The sequence below is a fragment of the Aestuariibacter salexigens DSM 15300 genome (assembly GCF_000429145.1).
Classification (GTDB): Bacteria; Pseudomonadota; Gammaproteobacteria; order Enterobacterales; family Alteromonadaceae; genus Aestuariibacter; species Aestuariibacter salexigens.
The window spans coordinates 40,422-57,303 of record NZ_AUBH01000006.1; the positions used below are offsets into that span (position 1 = coordinate 40,422).

Annotated in this window: 16 protein-coding genes and 1 riboswitch; of the genes, 10 read left to right on the forward strand and 6 right to left on the reverse strand. The window is 48.4% G+C overall.

Going from position 1 to position 16,882, the window contains the following annotated elements:
• Positions 1 to 54 precede the first annotated feature (54 nt).
• Positions 55 to 1,815, forward strand: a complete 1,761-nt coding sequence (locus G441_RS0110480; protein WP_026376311.1) for an acyl-CoA dehydrogenase family protein — start codon at positions 55 to 57, stop codon at positions 1,813 to 1,815.
• Positions 1,816 to 1,861: 46 nt separating this feature from the next.
• Here the strand turns inward: G441_RS0110480 and G441_RS0110485 are convergent, their stop codons facing one another.
• From G441_RS0110485 to G441_RS0110495, 3 genes are all read right to left on the reverse strand, one after another.
• Positions 1,862 to 2,536, reverse strand: a complete 675-nt coding sequence (locus G441_RS0110485) for a hypothetical protein (RefSeq protein WP_026376312.1) — start codon at positions 2,534 to 2,536, stop codon at positions 1,862 to 1,864.
• A gap of 85 nt (positions 2,537 to 2,621) precedes the next feature.
• Positions 2,622 to 3,158, reverse strand: coding sequence for a DUF3016 domain-containing protein (locus G441_RS0110490; RefSeq protein WP_026376313.1), 537 nt, complete (start codon positions 3,156 to 3,158; stop codon positions 2,622 to 2,624).
• Positions 3,159 to 3,246: 88 nt separating this feature from the next.
• Positions 3,247 to 3,603, reverse strand: coding sequence for a hypothetical protein (locus G441_RS0110495; RefSeq protein ID WP_026376314.1), 357 nt, complete (start codon positions 3,601 to 3,603; stop codon positions 3,247 to 3,249).
• A 363-nt stretch (positions 3,604 to 3,966) separates the two neighbouring features.
• Between G441_RS0110495 and ccoG the strand changes: the two genes are divergently transcribed.
• The 4 genes from ccoG to G441_RS0110515 all read left to right on the forward strand — a co-directional run bounded on the left by ccoG (position 3,967) and on the right by G441_RS0110515 (position 9,348).
• A complete protein-coding gene (ccoG, locus tag G441_RS0110500) occupies positions 3,967 to 5,403 on the forward strand; it encodes a cytochrome c oxidase accessory protein CcoG (RefSeq protein ID WP_026376315.1) in 1,437 nt (478 codons plus the stop codon).
• The gene (locus G441_RS0110505; protein WP_026376316.1) at positions 5,400 to 6,377 is read left to right on the forward strand and encodes a serine/threonine protein kinase; all 978 of its coding nucleotides are present in this window, start codon (positions 5,400 to 5,402) and stop codon (positions 6,375 to 6,377) included. The genes ccoG and G441_RS0110505 overlap by 4 nt, the downstream gene beginning before the upstream one ends.
• A gap of 38 nt (positions 6,378 to 6,415) precedes the next feature.
• A riboswitch (cobalamin riboswitch) is annotated at positions 6,416 to 6,650 on the forward strand.
• A gap of 67 nt (positions 6,651 to 6,717) precedes the next feature.
• Positions 6,718 to 8,610 carry a TonB-dependent receptor plug domain-containing protein gene (locus tag G441_RS18460; RefSeq protein WP_169726074.1) on the forward strand — a complete coding sequence of 631 codons (1,893 nt, stop codon included), beginning with the start codon at positions 6,718 to 6,720 and terminating at the stop codon, positions 8,608 to 8,610.
• 114 nt (positions 8,611 to 8,724) lie between these two features.
• Entirely contained in the window at positions 8,725 to 9,348 is a 624-nt protein-coding gene (locus G441_RS0110515) for a thiol:disulfide interchange protein DsbA/DsbL (protein ID WP_026376317.1), read from the forward strand.
• 373 nt (positions 9,349 to 9,721) lie between these two features.
• Here G441_RS0110515 and G441_RS0110520 read toward each other — a convergent pair whose 3' ends face one another.
• From G441_RS0110520 to G441_RS0110530, 3 genes are all read right to left on the reverse strand, one after another.
• Positions 9,722 to 11,287 carry a SulP family inorganic anion transporter gene (locus G441_RS0110520; RefSeq protein WP_026376318.1) on the reverse strand — a complete coding sequence of 522 codons (1,566 nt, stop codon included), beginning with the start codon at positions 11,285 to 11,287 and terminating at the stop codon, positions 9,722 to 9,724.
• 129 nt (positions 11,288 to 11,416) lie between these two features.
• Entirely contained in the window at positions 11,417 to 11,740 is a 324-nt protein-coding gene (gene bolA / locus G441_RS0110525; RefSeq protein WP_026376319.1) for a transcriptional regulator BolA, read from the reverse strand.
• 147 nt (positions 11,741 to 11,887) lie between these two features.
• Positions 11,888 to 12,541: an alpha-ketoglutarate-dependent dioxygenase AlkB family protein gene (locus G441_RS0110530; RefSeq protein WP_240485121.1), complete on the reverse strand. Its 654-nt coding sequence runs from the start codon at positions 12,539 to 12,541 to the stop codon at positions 11,888 to 11,890.
• Between G441_RS0110530 and G441_RS0110535 the strand changes: the two genes are divergently transcribed.
• From G441_RS0110535 to G441_RS0110555, 5 genes are all read left to right on the forward strand, one after another.
• Positions 12,542 to 13,693 carry a methyltransferase gene (locus G441_RS0110535; RefSeq protein ID WP_026376321.1) on the forward strand — a complete coding sequence of 384 codons (1,152 nt, stop codon included), beginning with the start codon at positions 12,542 to 12,544 and terminating at the stop codon, positions 13,691 to 13,693.
• An 11-nt stretch (positions 13,694 to 13,704) separates the two neighbouring features.
• Positions 13,705 to 14,310: a peptidylprolyl isomerase gene (locus G441_RS0110540; RefSeq protein WP_026376322.1), complete on the forward strand. Its 606-nt coding sequence runs from the start codon at positions 13,705 to 13,707 to the stop codon at positions 14,308 to 14,310.
• A 19-nt stretch (positions 14,311 to 14,329) separates the two neighbouring features.
• Complete coding sequence (gene trxC, locus G441_RS0110545) at positions 14,330 to 14,767, forward strand: thioredoxin TrxC (RefSeq protein ID WP_026376323.1); 438 nt, start codon at positions 14,330 to 14,332, stop codon at positions 14,765 to 14,767.
• Positions 14,768 to 14,805: 38 nt separating this feature from the next.
• Positions 14,806 to 15,120 (forward strand): hypothetical protein, encoded by a 315-nt coding sequence (locus tag G441_RS0110550; protein WP_026376324.1) that lies wholly within the window; start codon positions 14,806 to 14,808, stop codon positions 15,118 to 15,120.
• Between the two features lie 90 nt (positions 15,121 to 15,210).
• Positions 15,211 to 16,725 (forward strand): Hsp70 family protein, encoded by a 1,515-nt coding sequence (locus tag G441_RS0110555; RefSeq protein ID WP_026376325.1) that lies wholly within the window; start codon positions 15,211 to 15,213, stop codon positions 16,723 to 16,725.
• Positions 16,726 to 16,882 lie beyond the last annotated feature (157 nt).

The window sequence follows — 16,882 nt, forward strand, 5'->3', positions numbered from 1 at the left end:
ATATTATGCGTATAATACAGTCAATTAAAACGCCCGTTTGAAAAAGAGAGTGACATGCCTGAATTTAATGCCCCGATTAACGATTTTCAGTTTCTACTCAATGATTGGCTAAAAATCAGTGAGCACTACCAGTCACTGGGCCTGCAAGAGCTTGACGGTGAATTAGTGCAGGAGATTCTGAATCAGGGTGGGAAGTTTGCTGAACAGGTCCTCGCACCGCTTAATCGCGAGGGCGATGAGCAGGGATGTACACTCAAAGATGGTAGCGTAAGCACGCCTGATGGATTTGCCGAAGCCTACGCCGATTATATCGCTAACGGCTGGAATGCCATGCTGGGCAGTGCTGACTACGATGGTCAGGATTTACCTTACACCTGTGCTGTTCCCGTCCACGAAATGCTTAATTCAGCAAACCTCAGCTGGCGACTTACCACGATGCTGACGGAAAGTGCAGTACTGGCGCTGACCAAACATGGCAGCGAAGAATTAAAAAATGCTTATCTGTCGAAACTGATATCGGGTGAATGGACAGGTACGATGAACCTTACCGAACCTCACGCAGGTACGGATCTCAGCTTGCTCAATACCAAGGCTGAGCCGCAGGCAGACGGCAGCTACCGTATCACCGGCAATAAAATTTTTATTACCGGCGGCGACCAGGACTGGACCAGCAATATTATTCATCTGGTATTGGCTAGACTACCTGACGCCCCTCCCGGCGTAAAAGGCATAAGCCTGTTTCTGGTGCCAAAGCTGTTGCTCGACGACAACGGCGAGCCAGGCCAGCCGAATAATGTATCGGTCGGCAGTATCGAAAAGAAAATGGGCATCAAAGCCAGCCCAACCTGTGTGATGAACTACGATGACGCCATTGGTTACCTGGTCGGTGAAGAAAATAAAGGCCTGGCCTGTATGTTCACTATGATGAACGATGCACGATTCCAGGTAGGATTACAGGGACTGGGGGTTGCTGAGGCATCGTTCCAGGGTGCGCTAAAATATGCGCGTGAGAGGCTTCAGTCTCGTGCTCCACAGGGCGTCCAACAACCTCAGGACAAGGCGGATGCGTTAATGCACCAACCTGATGTACGACGTATGCTGCTGACTCAGAAGGCCCTGACAGAGGGGTGTCGCGCGCTTAGCATGCTATACGCGCAGCAAATGGATATTGAAAAGTACGCGCAGGGCGACGATGCCAAACGCGCAAATCAGGTACTGGCGTTTCTTACCCCAATCTGCAAAGGCTTTATGACTGATATGGGTCTGGAAGTCAGTAACATTGGCATTCAGGTCTATGGCGGCCATGGTTACATTCGCGAGTGGGGTATGGAGCAGCTCATGCGTGATGCACGCATTGCCATGCTTTATGAGGGTACAAACGGTATTCAGGCACTTGACCTGATTGGCCGTAAACTAACCCGTGATGGTGGTCAGATGCTCGACGCTACCTATCAGGTATTCAGCGAGCTGGTGCAGAAGATCAGCACGGATGATGATAAACAACGTGCACACGCCATTCTTGACGACTGGTTTCAGACATCCCGAGACATTCTGCAATTTAGTCCTGAAGATGCTGCAGGTGCAGCGGTAGATTACATGCACTACAGTGCCTACAGCTTATTGGGCGTGCTCTGGCTTAGCATGGCCGACAGTGCGCAGCACACCGACAACACGCTTATCGCTGCAGGTAAACGCAGTACCTGTACTTTTTATCTGCACCGTTTGCTGCCGCGACGCGACGCTCACAAGATCACCATGTTTGATGGAGTGCAGGATTTATTGTCGCCCGCAGATGCTGAGTTTGATTATCTATAATTATTCAGCAGAACTGGTTTATTGAAACCAGTTCTGCTTTTTCAAGCTAGTGAGCGTTCACTGTCAGATGAATCTCAAATTTTGTGAATGCCATCATTCGACCCACCAGAATAAATTGCCCCATCATTAATAACGCAAACCACCATTCAAACGCGTTGTCCCAATTCCGATAGCCCGGCCATAGATAACCTAATAGCGCGCTAATAACCCCCATCAAAATTAGCACTGCACACAATCTGGCTAAATGTTGGCTGCCTTTTCCTAAACGTTTTTTCAGCTCATTTTGACGGGACACACTGTACAGCAGGGCAAGATGTGCAAATGAGGTGAATGCAAAATACAACACCGCCCCAATTCTGCGGGGTAACGCCCATGGCTCGCCCGATGCGCCAAGCGTAACGGTGTAAAGAATTAACGCCACGGCGGCAATCATGCCAAGTGCACGAATACGCGAGGCGCTAGCCTTCGTCACCGATAGCTGCATTAACCATTGATACACTGACATCCAGTACAGCATCATCAGCACAGCAACAGGGATCATCAGTGCCTTGAAAACAAAAAATTCAGGGTATTCACGCCCGGTCGCACTGATTGAATGACAATAGCCCCAATACACTAAGCAGCCATCTACGTCACCTGTAACGAAGGCCAGGGACCACGTAAGATGAACGGCAATAACAGGCAGAAAGGCACATAAATAGGCAAGTTTGGCAACCCTCATGACATCACATTAACAGTGCAATTTTGTTAACTGTAGATCACAAACGCCGCACAGCGTGCGGCGTTTGTATCAATCGATGCTAATACTACTCACTAACCATGTCAGCGAAGGTTTTCTTAAACCACTCGCGCAGCATATTCTTTTCATAACGATAGGGGTCGTCATCGAATAGCGGATTAAATCTGTCCTGGAAGGACATGTCTTTCAGATCAACCTGTTCACTTTTCACCACTTTACCGTTAGCGTCAACAAGTTCATAACTGAAATCCATGCGCGGAATGTCAATTCGCTTAATCATTCGCACATCTGTGCCACCATTCCCCAGACCAACAAAGCTTGCCGGCCACACCTGTCCTGCCAGATCGATATCTGTAACGTTCATCTTGAGTTGAAAGCCGTCGGGCAAGTCATTTGAGAGTTCACCGATGTATTTTTCAAGCGATGCTAAGGTACGGTCTCTGAAGCGACTGCGAGACTCATTGGACGGTCTGACGTCAGAGTACTCCTTGGGGTTTTCCCAATTGATGTCTAACTTAGGATGGGACGCGTGATTATCTGCGAACGCCGCGCCGGAGAGTAGCACCAACGATGTGATGAGGCTGCTTAGCGAAAACCGAATCATTATTCCTCCAAGCTCAGTTTAGGTTACTGTCTGAAGTATAATGCCCGATTATTAACTTAACCTGAATAGTTTCGCTTTTCCCAAACGATCACGCAATGATGTTCGAACGGCGAACCTCCGAGCACAGCATGCGCAGGCTGGCACCATAGATAAACGGGTTACCGTCACCTTCTACGCAATAGGATTTATAGAAGTTCTTTAGACGCCCTTTATTAGACGTCACATCGTCGAAGTAGCGTTTCTGGTCGTCACGCATGTTTTGCAGATGCGGCGTTACGGTATCGCGCAATTCAGCAAGCTCCTGGCGCTCAACCACCATTGACACCTCCATCATCCACTCAGATGCGGAATCCTGTAAATCTCCCAGAAGATATTCTGCAAATGGCGTACGTAGTACGACCACTAGCGCTGCAATTTCCAGAAAAATGATGACTGTCTTAAACATGATTTTACACACTCACTTGTTGATGATGTAAGGATAGGACACCTCAACTCCGTCTAAAACATCTAAATTCATACCTAAATATAGTAAACATTACCCAAATATGCCTATCGCACATCACGAATATAAAGGGATGAGCACGCTTCTGGTTGTTTTTTAAACATTTTATTTTGGCAATTGGGATCGGTTAACAAATACCTAACAAAATGGGCGAGATTGACTCAAAAGTGTCATCCGCACTATACATTAGAAATTGTGAATATTTGATCTGTATTAATACCAATTCGTCTGTGGGTTGATATACTCGCCAGCAATCAAGTTCTTATTTTGCGCGTCGCGCGCAACCAGGTAAGTAAAGGACATGCCATGACCGAGCGAATTCCGGTTCGAGACACGACTCCCATCAAAGTCCATAAGCCGGAACCTGCCAAACAGGAAAAACGCTATTCCTCGCGCAGTCGAATCTATGTCCGTTCTGTGGAAGGCAAATTCGAAAACATTCGTCGCTTCTTTGGTCTCATTTTTATGGGCATGTTCGCCGTCCTGCCGTGGTTTCAATATGATGGCCAGCAGGCCATTTTGCTGGATATCATGAACCAGCGATTCTCGATTTTTGCCCTGACGTTATGGCCACAGGATCTCACCCTATTAGCGTATACACTTATTGTATCTGCCTTTGCGCTGTTTTTTGTGACTACCTTTGCAGGCAGAGTGTGGTGCGGATTTATGTGTCCCCAGACGACCTGGACGTTCATCTTTATGTGGCTGGAGGAACGCTTCGAAGGTGCGCGAAATAAGCGCATCAAACTCGATCAGAGGCCGATGGACTTCGACAAGTTCTGGCGTAAGTCAGCAAAGCATGCGTCGTGGGTTCTGGTCGCGCTGCTGACAGCATTAACGTTTGTCGGCTACTTCACGCCTATCGACGCGTTGTTTATCAACTTTTTCACCTTTGATGCCAGCTTCTGGGCAGGTTTTTCAGTGATATTTTTTACCGTCTGTACCTACGGTAATGCGGGCTGGATGAGAGAAATCATGTGCACCCACATGTGCCCTTATGCACGTTTCCAGTCGGCCATGTTCGACAAAGATACATTTACCGTATCTTATGATGCAAAGCGGGGCGAAACGCGAGGACCGCGGCCACGCAAACTTGCTCATGAAGACCTTGCCGATAAAGGCTTGGGTGACTGCATTGACTGTAACCTGTGTGTGCAGGTATGTCCGACCGGAATCGATATCCGCAACGGCTTGCAGTACGAGTGCATTAACTGCGGTTCATGTGTGGATGCCTGCGACGGTGTAATGGACAAAATGGGCTACCCGAAAGGCCTGATCAGCTTTACCTCAGAACATGAGCTAAACGGCGGCACCACCAAAATCATACGGCCCAAGCTAGTCGGATATTTCATCGTATTAACCGTAATGGTCAGCTTATTGACGTTTGACATTGTCACCCGTGTTCCGCTGGAACTGGATATTATTCGCGATAGAAACTCCCTGTATCGAGAAAATAATGACGGCTTTATTGAGAACGTTTATACCCTGAAGATCCTGAATAAATCACAGCAGGACTATCGTTATAAGATCTCTGTATTAGGGTTTGAAGAAGTGGATTTCATTGGAGATACGGAAGTATTTGTTAGTGCGGGCGAAGTGTACAGTCAGCCTGTCAGTGTTGCGATTAACCCGGATTTACTGACCGATCCTGTGATGGATATGACTATCCGCGTAGAAGTCATTGGCGACGACAACACCAGCATTGCCGTAGAGGAACCCACCAAGTTCCTGTCCAGACGATGACCGACTTTACGTTTTCCGGGCTGAGTCCTGATTTAATTCTTGATGCTATCGAGTCTCTTGACGTGCGGGTCAACTCTGGATTACTGGCACTGAACAGTTATGAAAACCGTGTCTATCAGTTTATCGCTGAGGATAACAAGCGTTACGTAGTCAAGTTCTACAGACCACAGCGCTGGAGTGATGAACAGATTGCTGAAGAGCACGATTTCGCACTGGAACTCGCCAGCCATGAGATTCCGATTGTCGCCCCCTTAGCGCTACATGGACGCACTTTGCATCACGCTGAGGGTTATCGTTTCGTGCTTTATCCATCCGTCGGCGGACGTCAGTTTGAAGTCGATAACCTTGACCAATTGGAGTGGATGGGACGCTATGTGGGTCGCATGCACAAGGTTGCGCAGCGTCAGAGCTTTCAGTATCGCCCAGCAATTGATATTCATGCTTACATTGACGAACCCTTGTTGGTTTTACGTCATAACGATTTGATACCGACATCACTGCAACAGGCCTTTTTCGCAATTGCTGAACCGCTGTGTAATGCGGTACGCGAGCAATATCAAACTGCAAACACTCAGCGTTTGCACGGAGACTGCCACCCGGGCAATATTCTCTGGCATGATGGTCCGCAGTTTGTCGATCTTGATGATAGTCGCAGTGGTCCGGCAGTGCAGGACTTATGGATGATGCTATCCGGTGACCGACAGCAGCAACAGTTACAGTTCGACACCCTGATTGAAGCCTATGAGGAATTCAGTGATTTCGATACGGCAGAGGTCAGGCTAATTGAGCCACTGCGAGCCATGCGTATGATCCATTATATGGCCTGGCTGACCAATCGCTGGCAGGATCCTGCCTTTCCCCGTGCATTTCCATGGTTTGCCGATGATAAGTACTGGGAGCAGCAAATTCTCGCCCTCAAGGAACAACTCGCCGCACTACAAGAGCCGCCTCTGCGCTGCGGCCAGATTATATAACCATTTAAACTTTAAACTTGTTTATTAATTCCAATAAGTTACTATCCATGTCGTTAGGTGCTTATCCATGGGCCCACATCTCATGAATAAGATAAACGGGAAGTCAGTGTAAATCTGACGCTGCCCCCGCAACGGTAAGTGATGAAGTGCCATCTTCAGCCTCTATTCAACACCACTGTTCGCGTTCTGCGAATGGGAAGGGAATAGCGGCGACAAGCATACTTTTGCTGTCAATCACAAGCCCGGATACCGGCCTCAACACGGTGCGCCAATACATTCTTCACAGGTAAACAGGCGTTTGGTCTTTATGTGCTCGGTGGGAGCGCACAAGGAAGTTAACATGACATATCGACAATTATCTGTCGCAGCGTTTGTTGCGATGGCGGCATGCGTGCATGCCGAACAAGCGCCGGAAACCATGACAATCATAGGCTCTCGCGGCGATTCCCTTAGTCCATATTATGCCGGCCGTGTCGATTCGCTCGACAGACAGGATATAGAGCAAGCCGCGACCTTGTCTCTGGCTGAATTAATCAGCAGTTTCGCAGGTATGACAGTTTCATACAGCGGTGGCCTGGGTAGTCTGACGGAAGTCAGGTTGAGAGGCAGTGAGAGTAATCATCTGCTGGTCGTCGTCGATGGCGTGATCATCAACGACGTGGCGCAGAATGGGCTGGTTGATTTTGCACATCTGTCACTTGCTCATATAGAGCGCATTGAGCTACTGCGTGGGCCTCAGAGCAGCATGTGGGGCAGCGGTGCAGTGGCTGGTGTACTTAATATCACTACCCGGGAGCCACAATCAACGCCACAAAAAAACCTGAGTTTTGAAGCTGGAGAACAGCGCTCTCATCGTCTTAGTGCCTCAATGTCCTCAGGCAATGACCAGCGTAGCTATGTACTCTCTGCCACGTCGTTTGCGACACAAGGCAATAATATCGCATCACAAGGAGATGAGGATGACGGCTATCGTCAGCAACAACTCTCTGGACGCCTGCACTGGCAACCCTACTCTGATCAACAGATAACGCTGACCTCCCGCCTGGTTAACTATCATAGCGATTTCGATGGCCTCGACTATATCAATACCGGACTACCTGTAGACGCTGATAATGTCAGCGATGGTGAACAAGTTGGAGTAAATCTGCGCTGGCTTGTCGCACCACGTCGAGACAATTGGCGCAGCGCCGTTGAATTGCAACTTTATCAACATAACACTGAAAATATCGAGTTGGGTCGGCAGGCAAGCTACACCAAAGGCCGCAGCGGTCGTGTGAACTGGACCGGCCAATGGGCGTTTAACGATGACAGTTACATTAATTTATTAGCCGAATATGCACGCGAAGACTTTATCCAAAGAGGGCCGGTTAGTTTTGCAGACCCCAATCAGCGCCAGCGGATAGACAGCATGTCATTAGCTTTTGAGAGCTTAGTTTCTCTCAGCAGCGAGTTGTCATTGACGCTAAGCGCCCGTTCTGATGACAACGATGTGTTTAACAACGCCAACAGTTATCGAGTTGGCTTGACCTATCAATTAGGCAATTCGGGCACGATTTATGTCAGTCGTGCCAAGGCGATAAAAAATCCTTCCTTCCTCGAGCGGTTTGGTTATTACCCGACACAGTTTGTCGGCAACCCGTCACTCACGCCAGAGCAGGCGATTAGCCATGAAGCAGGTATCAACTGGCGACCTCACCCACGTTTGCAGTTTGCCATTAGTGTCTTCGACAGTGTTTTACAAAACGAAATTAACGGTTTTGTCTTCGACCCGGCAGTGGGGCAATTCACTGCGCAAAATGTGCAGGGCGAAAGCCACCGTCAAGGATTTGAAATTGCACTCAGGGGTGACTGGCGCTCACTCAATTGGCGAGCGTCATACAGCTATATTGATGCGACTCAGGGTGAGGCAAACATCACTGAGCTGCGCCGCGCCAGACACCAGGGTGCGCTGGCGATAGCCTATCGCTGGTATCAACAACGAGCTGGCATCAGTGTTCAACTTAACTACAACGGCAGTCGTCTGGATACCTACTACCCGCCCTATCCGGCCAACCCGGAAACCACAGGCTTACCTGCTTACAGCAAGGTGCATCTGAAGTTAGATTACAGAGTGTCGGACAACTTGCAGCTCAATCTGGGCGCTGAAAACCTGCTTGATACTGTCACACAGGACATTGTAGGCTTCAACAGTAACGGCCGACGGGCATATGTCGATATGCGCTACACCTGGTGATTGATAATAACCGGGTATTGAACTGAACGCCTTTAACGATGTCTTTTGAATAGCCCTTGTTTAACGAGCTATGCTACCCTTAGCGCGTTTTTTTGAAATTGGAAGTCTGTATTTATGAAAAAATTGTTTGCCCTTCTACTGTTAACTCTTTTATTGCCTTTGCAGGCCTGTGCCCAGGAACAGTGGCAGGAAGGTACGCACTACGAGATCATCAGTGACGAAGCTACCGCACAGCCTGAAGTGATGGAGTTCTTTTCATTCTGGTGCCCTGCCTGTTTCCGCTTTGAGCCGCTGGTTGGTCAAATCAAACAGCAGCTGGCAGATGATGTGAAATTCACGAAAGTACACGTCAACTTTATGGGTTTCACCGGCCCGGACGTGCAGGATGCGGCAACACGCGCAATGATGGTTGCAAGAGCACTGAAAAAAGAAGAGGCAATGAATCAGGCTATCTTCAACTATATCCATGTGCAGCGCAGCACTATCACCGGACTGGATGATTTACGAAATATCTTTATTGTTGCCGGTGTTGAGCCTGAAGATTTCGACAAAATGGCAAAAAGCTTTGGTATCAATAGCCAGTTACAAAAAAATAATAAGCTGATTGACGACTATCGCAGCCACCTGCGTGGCGTGCCTAATTTCATCGTCAACGGTAAGTATCAGGCTAAATTTACACGCGATATGACCGCAGATGATATCGTCGATTTGATTGTATGGCTCAGTAAGCAAAAGTAACTCTTTTGTACACAAGCCTAATTGTGTAAGACATCAAGCCGGTCCGCAGTTGCTGACCGGCTTTTTTATAATAGTGCCGAAACCAAACAGGCGACGCTAGTCAGCGTATTAATGCACAAGGAAGAATCGTCGTCCTGGCAGAGGCCAGGTCCTCCATGCATCTTTTCGTGAACTCAAACAAATCCGGCTTTTAGTTTGCGAATCGGTTATTTAATAGTGAGCCACTGACCCAAAGAGCCCCGGCTTTCGCCGGGGTGACGTATTTCGTTGCGCCGGGGTGACATATGCCGTTGAGCCAGGGTGACGGATAACGGTTTACCGGTAAACGGTGAGCGGTAACCGGTGACCCGTGACCCGAAAACTAGACTAGAGGTTAACCAAGCTCGTCAGAGGCAATACGATAGCGCGGATCTTCATTAACATTCATCTCCACGTAGTCCTGCGCTTTTGTCAACAGGTCGCGGCATTCCTGACTAATATGGCGAATATGCAGCTTTTTGCCCTGCTCTGTATATTTATCGGCGAGGCTGTCTAGCGCATCCAAACCTGAGGAATCCCAGATTCTGGACTCATTAAAATCAATCACGACATCCTGAGGATCATTTTCGGGATCGAACAAATCTCTGAAATGCTGCACCGAACCAAAGAACAGCGGGCCATCCAACTCGTAGACTTTCCAACCGTCTTTGTCGATATGTGACCGCGCAATAATATGCGTCGCGTGTTTCCAGGCGAATACCAACGCAGACACAATCACACCCACCACAACCGCTACGGCGAGATCGGCAATCACTGTGATAGCGGTTACCAGGAACAGAACAAAAGCATCTTCTTTGTTTACACCCCGCACAATTCGGAATGACGCCCATTCAAAGGTACCAATCACCACCATAAACATGACGCCCACCAGCGCTGCCAACGGGATCATCTCAATCATTGGTGCGGCAAACAGAATAAAGCCAAGCAATACAACCGCTGCAGTGATACCAGACAGCCGGCCCCGGCCACCTGAATTAATGTTAATCATACTTTGACCAATCATTGCACAGCCGCCCATGCCGCCAAAGAAACCATTTACCGTGTTTGCTACACCCTGCCCAACGCACTCTTTGTTGCCACGACCACGGGTATTGGTCATATCATCAATCAACGAAAGCGTCAGCAGAGATTCAATCAACCCAACCAGCGCCAGAATCACTGAGGTGGGTAACACTATCATGAATGTTTCCCACGTCAGGGGCACCATCGGGATAGCAAAGCTGGGTAATTCGCCGGCCAGCGTGACACTGTCTTTTTGCGCAGCAGGTACCATATCCCGCACGAAGTCGATAACGGTACGGGCTTCCAGATCCAGCCCATGTACAAGCGCAGTCACGGTAAGGATGGCTACAAGTGAGGCAGGTACCGCGCTGGTGAGTTTTGGCAACAGGAAAATAATCGCCATGGTTAACAGCGTAAGCCCGAGCATCAGATACAGCATTTCTCCCTGCATCCACACGCTATTACCTAACTCATCAACGATCTTAAACTGGCCAAGCTGAGCAAGAAAAATAACGATAGCCAGTCCGTTTACAAACCCCAGCATCACAGGGTATGGCACTAATCGGATAAATTTACCCAGCCTGAAAACCCCCGCGAGGATCTGCAAGATACCGGCAAGAATGACTGCCGCGAACAGGTATTGCACGCCGTGCTGTGCGACCAGTGCAACCATCACTACCGCCATGGCACCCGTAGCACCAGAGATCATACCCGGTCGACCACCAATGGCTGAGGTAATCAGTCCCATCATAAATGCCGCATATAGCCCTACCATGGGCTCAACACCCGCCACAAAGGCAAAAGCAACGGCCTCGGGAACCAATGCTAACGCCACGGTAATACCAGAAAGTACATCATTTTTGATGTTGCTATCGCGTTGGGTAATTATGTCAAACATGAAAACCGCTCACCCGTTGATTAAAAAATAGGCGCGGATACTAGCAGAAAAACGAACGAAGATCCTTTAACAGATTGTTAATAGTGAGGCTTTTCAGAGTAGCAAGCAACGGTACTTGCTACCCAATGGTTACGACGCTTTTAGCGTTTTACCACCCAGGCATCGGGGAGACAAAGGGGCCTCGTTATATAAATTTGCCCACTCCTGGTCGGTATAAGTATGTAGTGCAAGCGCATGCACACTATTTGCCAGCTCCTCTTTCAGCACGGCATTCACCGAGCGATGACGGTTGATTAGCCGCTCACCACTAAACTTTGGTGACACCAACACCACTTTAAAGTGAGTCTCTGAGCCACTGGGCACATTGTGCATGTAGCTCTCATTGACCACTTCGAGATGTTGTGGGTCAAAATGGGCGTACAATTTCTCTTCTATCGCACTTTGAATAATCATATTTCCCCTCCTCGGTAGCTCGTCTGGTTTCCTGCCAGACACCCTAAATTTAGCCTGAAATTGCCCGTCTAAAAACTAATTTTCACGAAAATTTGGTAACCAATTGAGACATCAAGATATATTTTTACACACTAAATGTGGTGTTTCTTATGCCTTGTTGCCACAAGTATAAATCCGCCTGAACGTCAAGTTGATACGCTCTCCCAGCGCCGCTTTTCGTTTGCTGATACCATGCTGCCAGTACTGCTGTGTATCGCCTGCCATCACCAGCAGGCTTCCGTGTTCAAGTGCTACGCGATACTTTTCATGAGTCTGTTTGTGGCGAAAATCAAAGTCCCGTGACTGTCCTAAACTGACTGATGCGATCACCGGATTGGCACCCAGCTCAGGCTCATCGTCACTGTGCCATCCCATGCTATCACTGCCATCGCGATACAAATTAGCCAGTACCGCATTGAATTGACACTGGCAGACATTTTCACATTGCTTTTTGATTTTTAGTAATGCCTCTGTCCAGGGCAAGGGCACCATTTGCAGACCGGAATAGGTGTATACAGCATTACGGTCTCCATACCATGCTTGCAAACGCGGTATAGCTGTTTCTTTTCCAAAAATCCGTATGCGATCCTGTCGCCACCCAAGTGAATCGCGCAATGTTGTGAATAGCTGTGATGCCTCGTGCTGTTGCAACAATTGCGGCATGTAAAATACCTCGGCATCTTTCATCGGCAGTACTATCCGCTGCTCGGCTGTGATATTTTTCCACAAATCTTGCTGCACGATGCCTGACACCTGTTCCACATGAATATTCAACTACAAACAGGTCAACATAACCTGACACTGCGTCGTTATCCGCCTAAACTGCAACACGCGAGTTTACAAGCGTGGGATGCTGCCGATGAATACCTGTTGCAGCATATTACAGATCAATTTGGCGACAACATGCCAACCCCACTCTGTGTGCTCAATGATGACTTTGGCACGTTAGGCTGCGCATTATCAGCGTTTCCGCTCTACTGGCAATCAGATTCACGTGTTGCCCATCTGGCGCTGCATTATAACCTGGCTCAGAATCAGCTCAGTGCCGACAGGATCACTGTTCTTGACTCGCTAACGCCCATCCCCAAAGAATCCAGAGTTATTTTGCTAAAGCTGCCAAAAACCTTGGGCTTACTAGAATATCAGCTGCAACAAATCAACCAGTCAGCATCGCCAGACATCACGATTATCGCGGCAGGTAAGACTAACCTGGTACAGACCGCCACCCTGAAACTGTTTGAAAAATACATTGGTACTACACGTACCTCTTTGGCCGTTAAAAAGTCTCGTTTGGTATTCTCCACATTCGACACCGATAAACGCTACAAATCGACTTTCCCCGAGCACTTTCAATGCGACATCAATGGGTTTGAAATCAGCAATCATGCCAATGTTTTTGCCAGACAGCAGCTCGACATCGGAGCTCGACTGTTCATGCAACATTTACCGAATGCGCAGGACAAGCATGTCATAGACTTGGGATGTGGAAACGGCGTTATCGGCTTGCAGGTGCTTAACCAGTCACCGGATGCCAGCGTTACCTTTGTCGATGAAAGTCATATGTCGGTTGCATCAGCTCGCGCCAATGTTGAACGTAATTTGGCAGCGCAATATCGTCAGTGTCAGTTCATAGAGGATAACTGCCTTGAGCATTTTGACTCATTAAACCAGCATGGTGCTGTTGATGTTGTGCTGTGTAACCCACCGTTTCATCAACAAAACACCATCACTGACCACATTGCCTTTCAGATGTTCAGTGATGCTAAACGGGTACTGCGTAAAGGCGGCGAATTACGGATCATTGGGAACCGCCACCTCGACTATCCCAGAAAGCTGAAACGACTGTTTGGCGGATACCGGGTGGTTGCAAGCGATAAAAAATTCAGTATTTTATCTGCCATTAAAAGAGATTGAGTGACTGTACTATGCGATTACACGTTGTTTTACCTATCATATTTGCCTTGTTATTCAGCGCATTTAGCAGTGCGAATGATAAAGATGGTTCTCATATTCAGCCTGACAATCTGTATCCAAGAGTGAAAATGGAAACCTCGATGGGCGATATCGTGGTTGAACTGAACCGCTCCCGCGCACCTATCACCGTCAACAATTTCTTGCGTTATGTAGAAAAACGCAGCTATGAGGACACCATCTTTCATCGCGTTATCCCCGGATTTGTCGTACAAGGCGGAGGCTATGATGTCGACATGCAGGAAAAGCCGTCTTTTAAGCCAATTTTTAATGAATCTGGGAATGGCATGAAAAACGGGTTGTACACGATTGCAATGGCGCGCCAGAACGACCCTCATACGGCTAACCGGCAGTTTTATTTTAACCTGGGTGATAATACTAATCTTGATCCTGGGCGAGACTGGGGATATGCAGTCTTTGGTACGTTGGTGGAAGGTTATGAAGTTGTCGAGGCAATATCTCAGGTTGAAACCGACTATGACCTGAAGTACGGCTGGCCGAATGTGCCAAAAGAGCCGGTTATTCTGAAAAAAGTCACTGTTTTACCAGAAGCGTTTTAAGCCAGACGGGGTATAAATTATGAATATAGTTTGTCCCAGCTGTGCTGCGATTAACCGCATTCCGGAAGGCAAATCTCACGTTGATGGAACCTGTGGAAAGTGCAAAAACAGATTGCATACTTCGTCACCAGCACAGCTAACAGATGCCACATTTCAGCGCTACATTGAAAAGAACGCATTACCCGTGCTGGTCGACTACTGGGCCAGTTGGTGCGGACCCTGTCAAATGATGGCGCCTGTGTTCGCTAAACTTGCCTCTGAAACAGAGTCCATCTTGTTTGCCAAAGTCGATACGGAACACGCGCAGCAGGTGTCAGCCGCTGCCGGTATACGCAGCATCCCAACGCTAGTGCTGTTTTATGCAGGCAAAGAAGTAAACCGAGTATCTGGTGCCTTATCGGAGCATCAATTACGTGCGTGGATCGCACAATCGATAAAGGAGCTGGCAAGCCGCTAGAGCCTCAGACATTAAAAAACTCTACATAAGGAAATATTATGAGTGAATCGCAGATTGCCCTGCTTACCCTTTGGTTTTGCGCATTAGTGTTTTTGTTACTCGGTGCATTTTTTCGTACGCCTTCCAGCCATGGCTTCATCAATGGTCGAGAAAACATTTCGGACATTAACGCCTATGCCAACAGCGTCGGTAACTGCCTGATAACAACCGGCATCATCATACTGACTATCGCGATGGCATTTTACGTGGAAGTAATAGGGTTGATAGGGCTTGCTGTAGGTGTTGTGCTGGGAGGCACCCTGCCAATACCCTGGATCATTCGCACACATTTGAAGTTTACTTCATCAAATTAATGTCGTCGCACACCCTTCGTAGCCTTAGCAGTTCGCATCAGCTTTGCGTATACTTGCGCGCTTTATTTTACTGAGCTTACTTCTGTATCCATGACAGCCATTGGCATCGATTACGGCACGTCCAACTCCGAGGTCGTGTATTTTGACGGACAAGGTTCCACGCGTATAAAGCTCGACCCGCTGGACCCTGACAACGATAAGATCCGTTCTTCCGTTTTCATTTATTTTGAAAACGATCTTCCCGCGCCTCCCAAAGATGCCATTGAAGCCAAAGTCAGCCTGCTTAAATCAGCCATAATGACCAAATTGGAAAAAGCCAAGGGTGATTACTACGGTGCTGTTGACCCTAAAGAGCAGGAAATATTCAGCCGTCGCATTGACGCCCTGCGCGCCGAGTATCACAACAAACCCGGTCTGCAAAGACAAGCGATCGGCCTATTGGCTCGAGAAATGACCATTGATGAATTGCCGCTCAACCGTCTGGTCGAAACGGGCAAGTTTGCATTTGGAGAAGAAGGGTTTCGCCGTTTTCTTGCCACGCCCGATAAAGGCAGATTCATTTATTCACCCAAAAACTTTTTAGGTGCCAACCTCGATAGCGAACAAATCAACGCCTTCACCGGCATCATTGCCAGACAGTTAGGTTATTTCAAATACTGTGCAGAGCAGCAACTTAACTGTCCTGTGAGTAAAGCGGTTATAGGTCGCCCCGTGAAGTTTCACGGGACGAGAGGCGCGGCAGGCAACCAGCAAGCTGTCAGTATTATGCAAAATGCTGCGGCACAGGCAGGATTTGAATCAGTCAGTTTTCTGGAGGAGCCCATTGCCGCCGCGTACCATATCGAGCGCACCCTGGAGCAGGACACCACAGCACTGATTGTTGATATTGGTGGCGGTACGACTGATATTTGTTGCATCCAGTTAGGGCCAAGTAAGGTTTCATCAACCGAGCGGCAGGCTGATGTACTGTCGGTTGTGGGTAAGCGCCTGGGAGGCATGGAGTGTGATAAGAGCCTTGTCCTGAAAGCAGTGGCCCCAGCCATGGGCTTAGGGCTAAAAACACAGCAAGGATTGCCAGTTCCTCCTTCGTATTTTTCTGATATGTGTGCGGTGGATAATCTGCCGGTGTTAACGCGCTTTTTCTCGGAGGACTATGGCTTGGAAATCGCACAGACTATGTCCATAACCCCAAACTCTGAAGAGCTGGAACGGCTGATGACAGTGCATGAAAAGAAACTTTCAGCGCGGGTAGTGAACTCGGCGAGAATGGCAAAAGAGCTGCTCTCCAGCCGGGAGTCCATTACCTTACCGCTTCACTATATTGAAGCTGACTTTTCCGTAACCATAAGTAAATCGACTTTGGCGAACTCGATGCAACGCTGGTTAGATCAAGTTACGAGGCTTACCCAGGAGTGCCTGAAGAATACCTCAACAGCGCCAGAGGTTGCCATGATCACCGGCGGCATGAGCTTGTCACCCATTGTTGTTGAGTCTCTAACCACAACCCTGTTAGAAAATCTCCCCTTACTGCCAAATGATGCGTTTAACTCAATCAGCGAGGGTCTGGCGATACAGGCATACCTTGAGTACAGCTCCAATAAATAACATCCGCGCCAACTTGCGTCTTAAATATAATTCCACCAGCTCGACACCGTGGTGAAAATCAGGGTCTCTTTGGTACGTATTGCAGACGGTCGGTTTTTGATAGCGCTCAGTGGCAAGAAAGGGGCTAAAAGCGGTCGCTGAAACTAACGCTGATTGG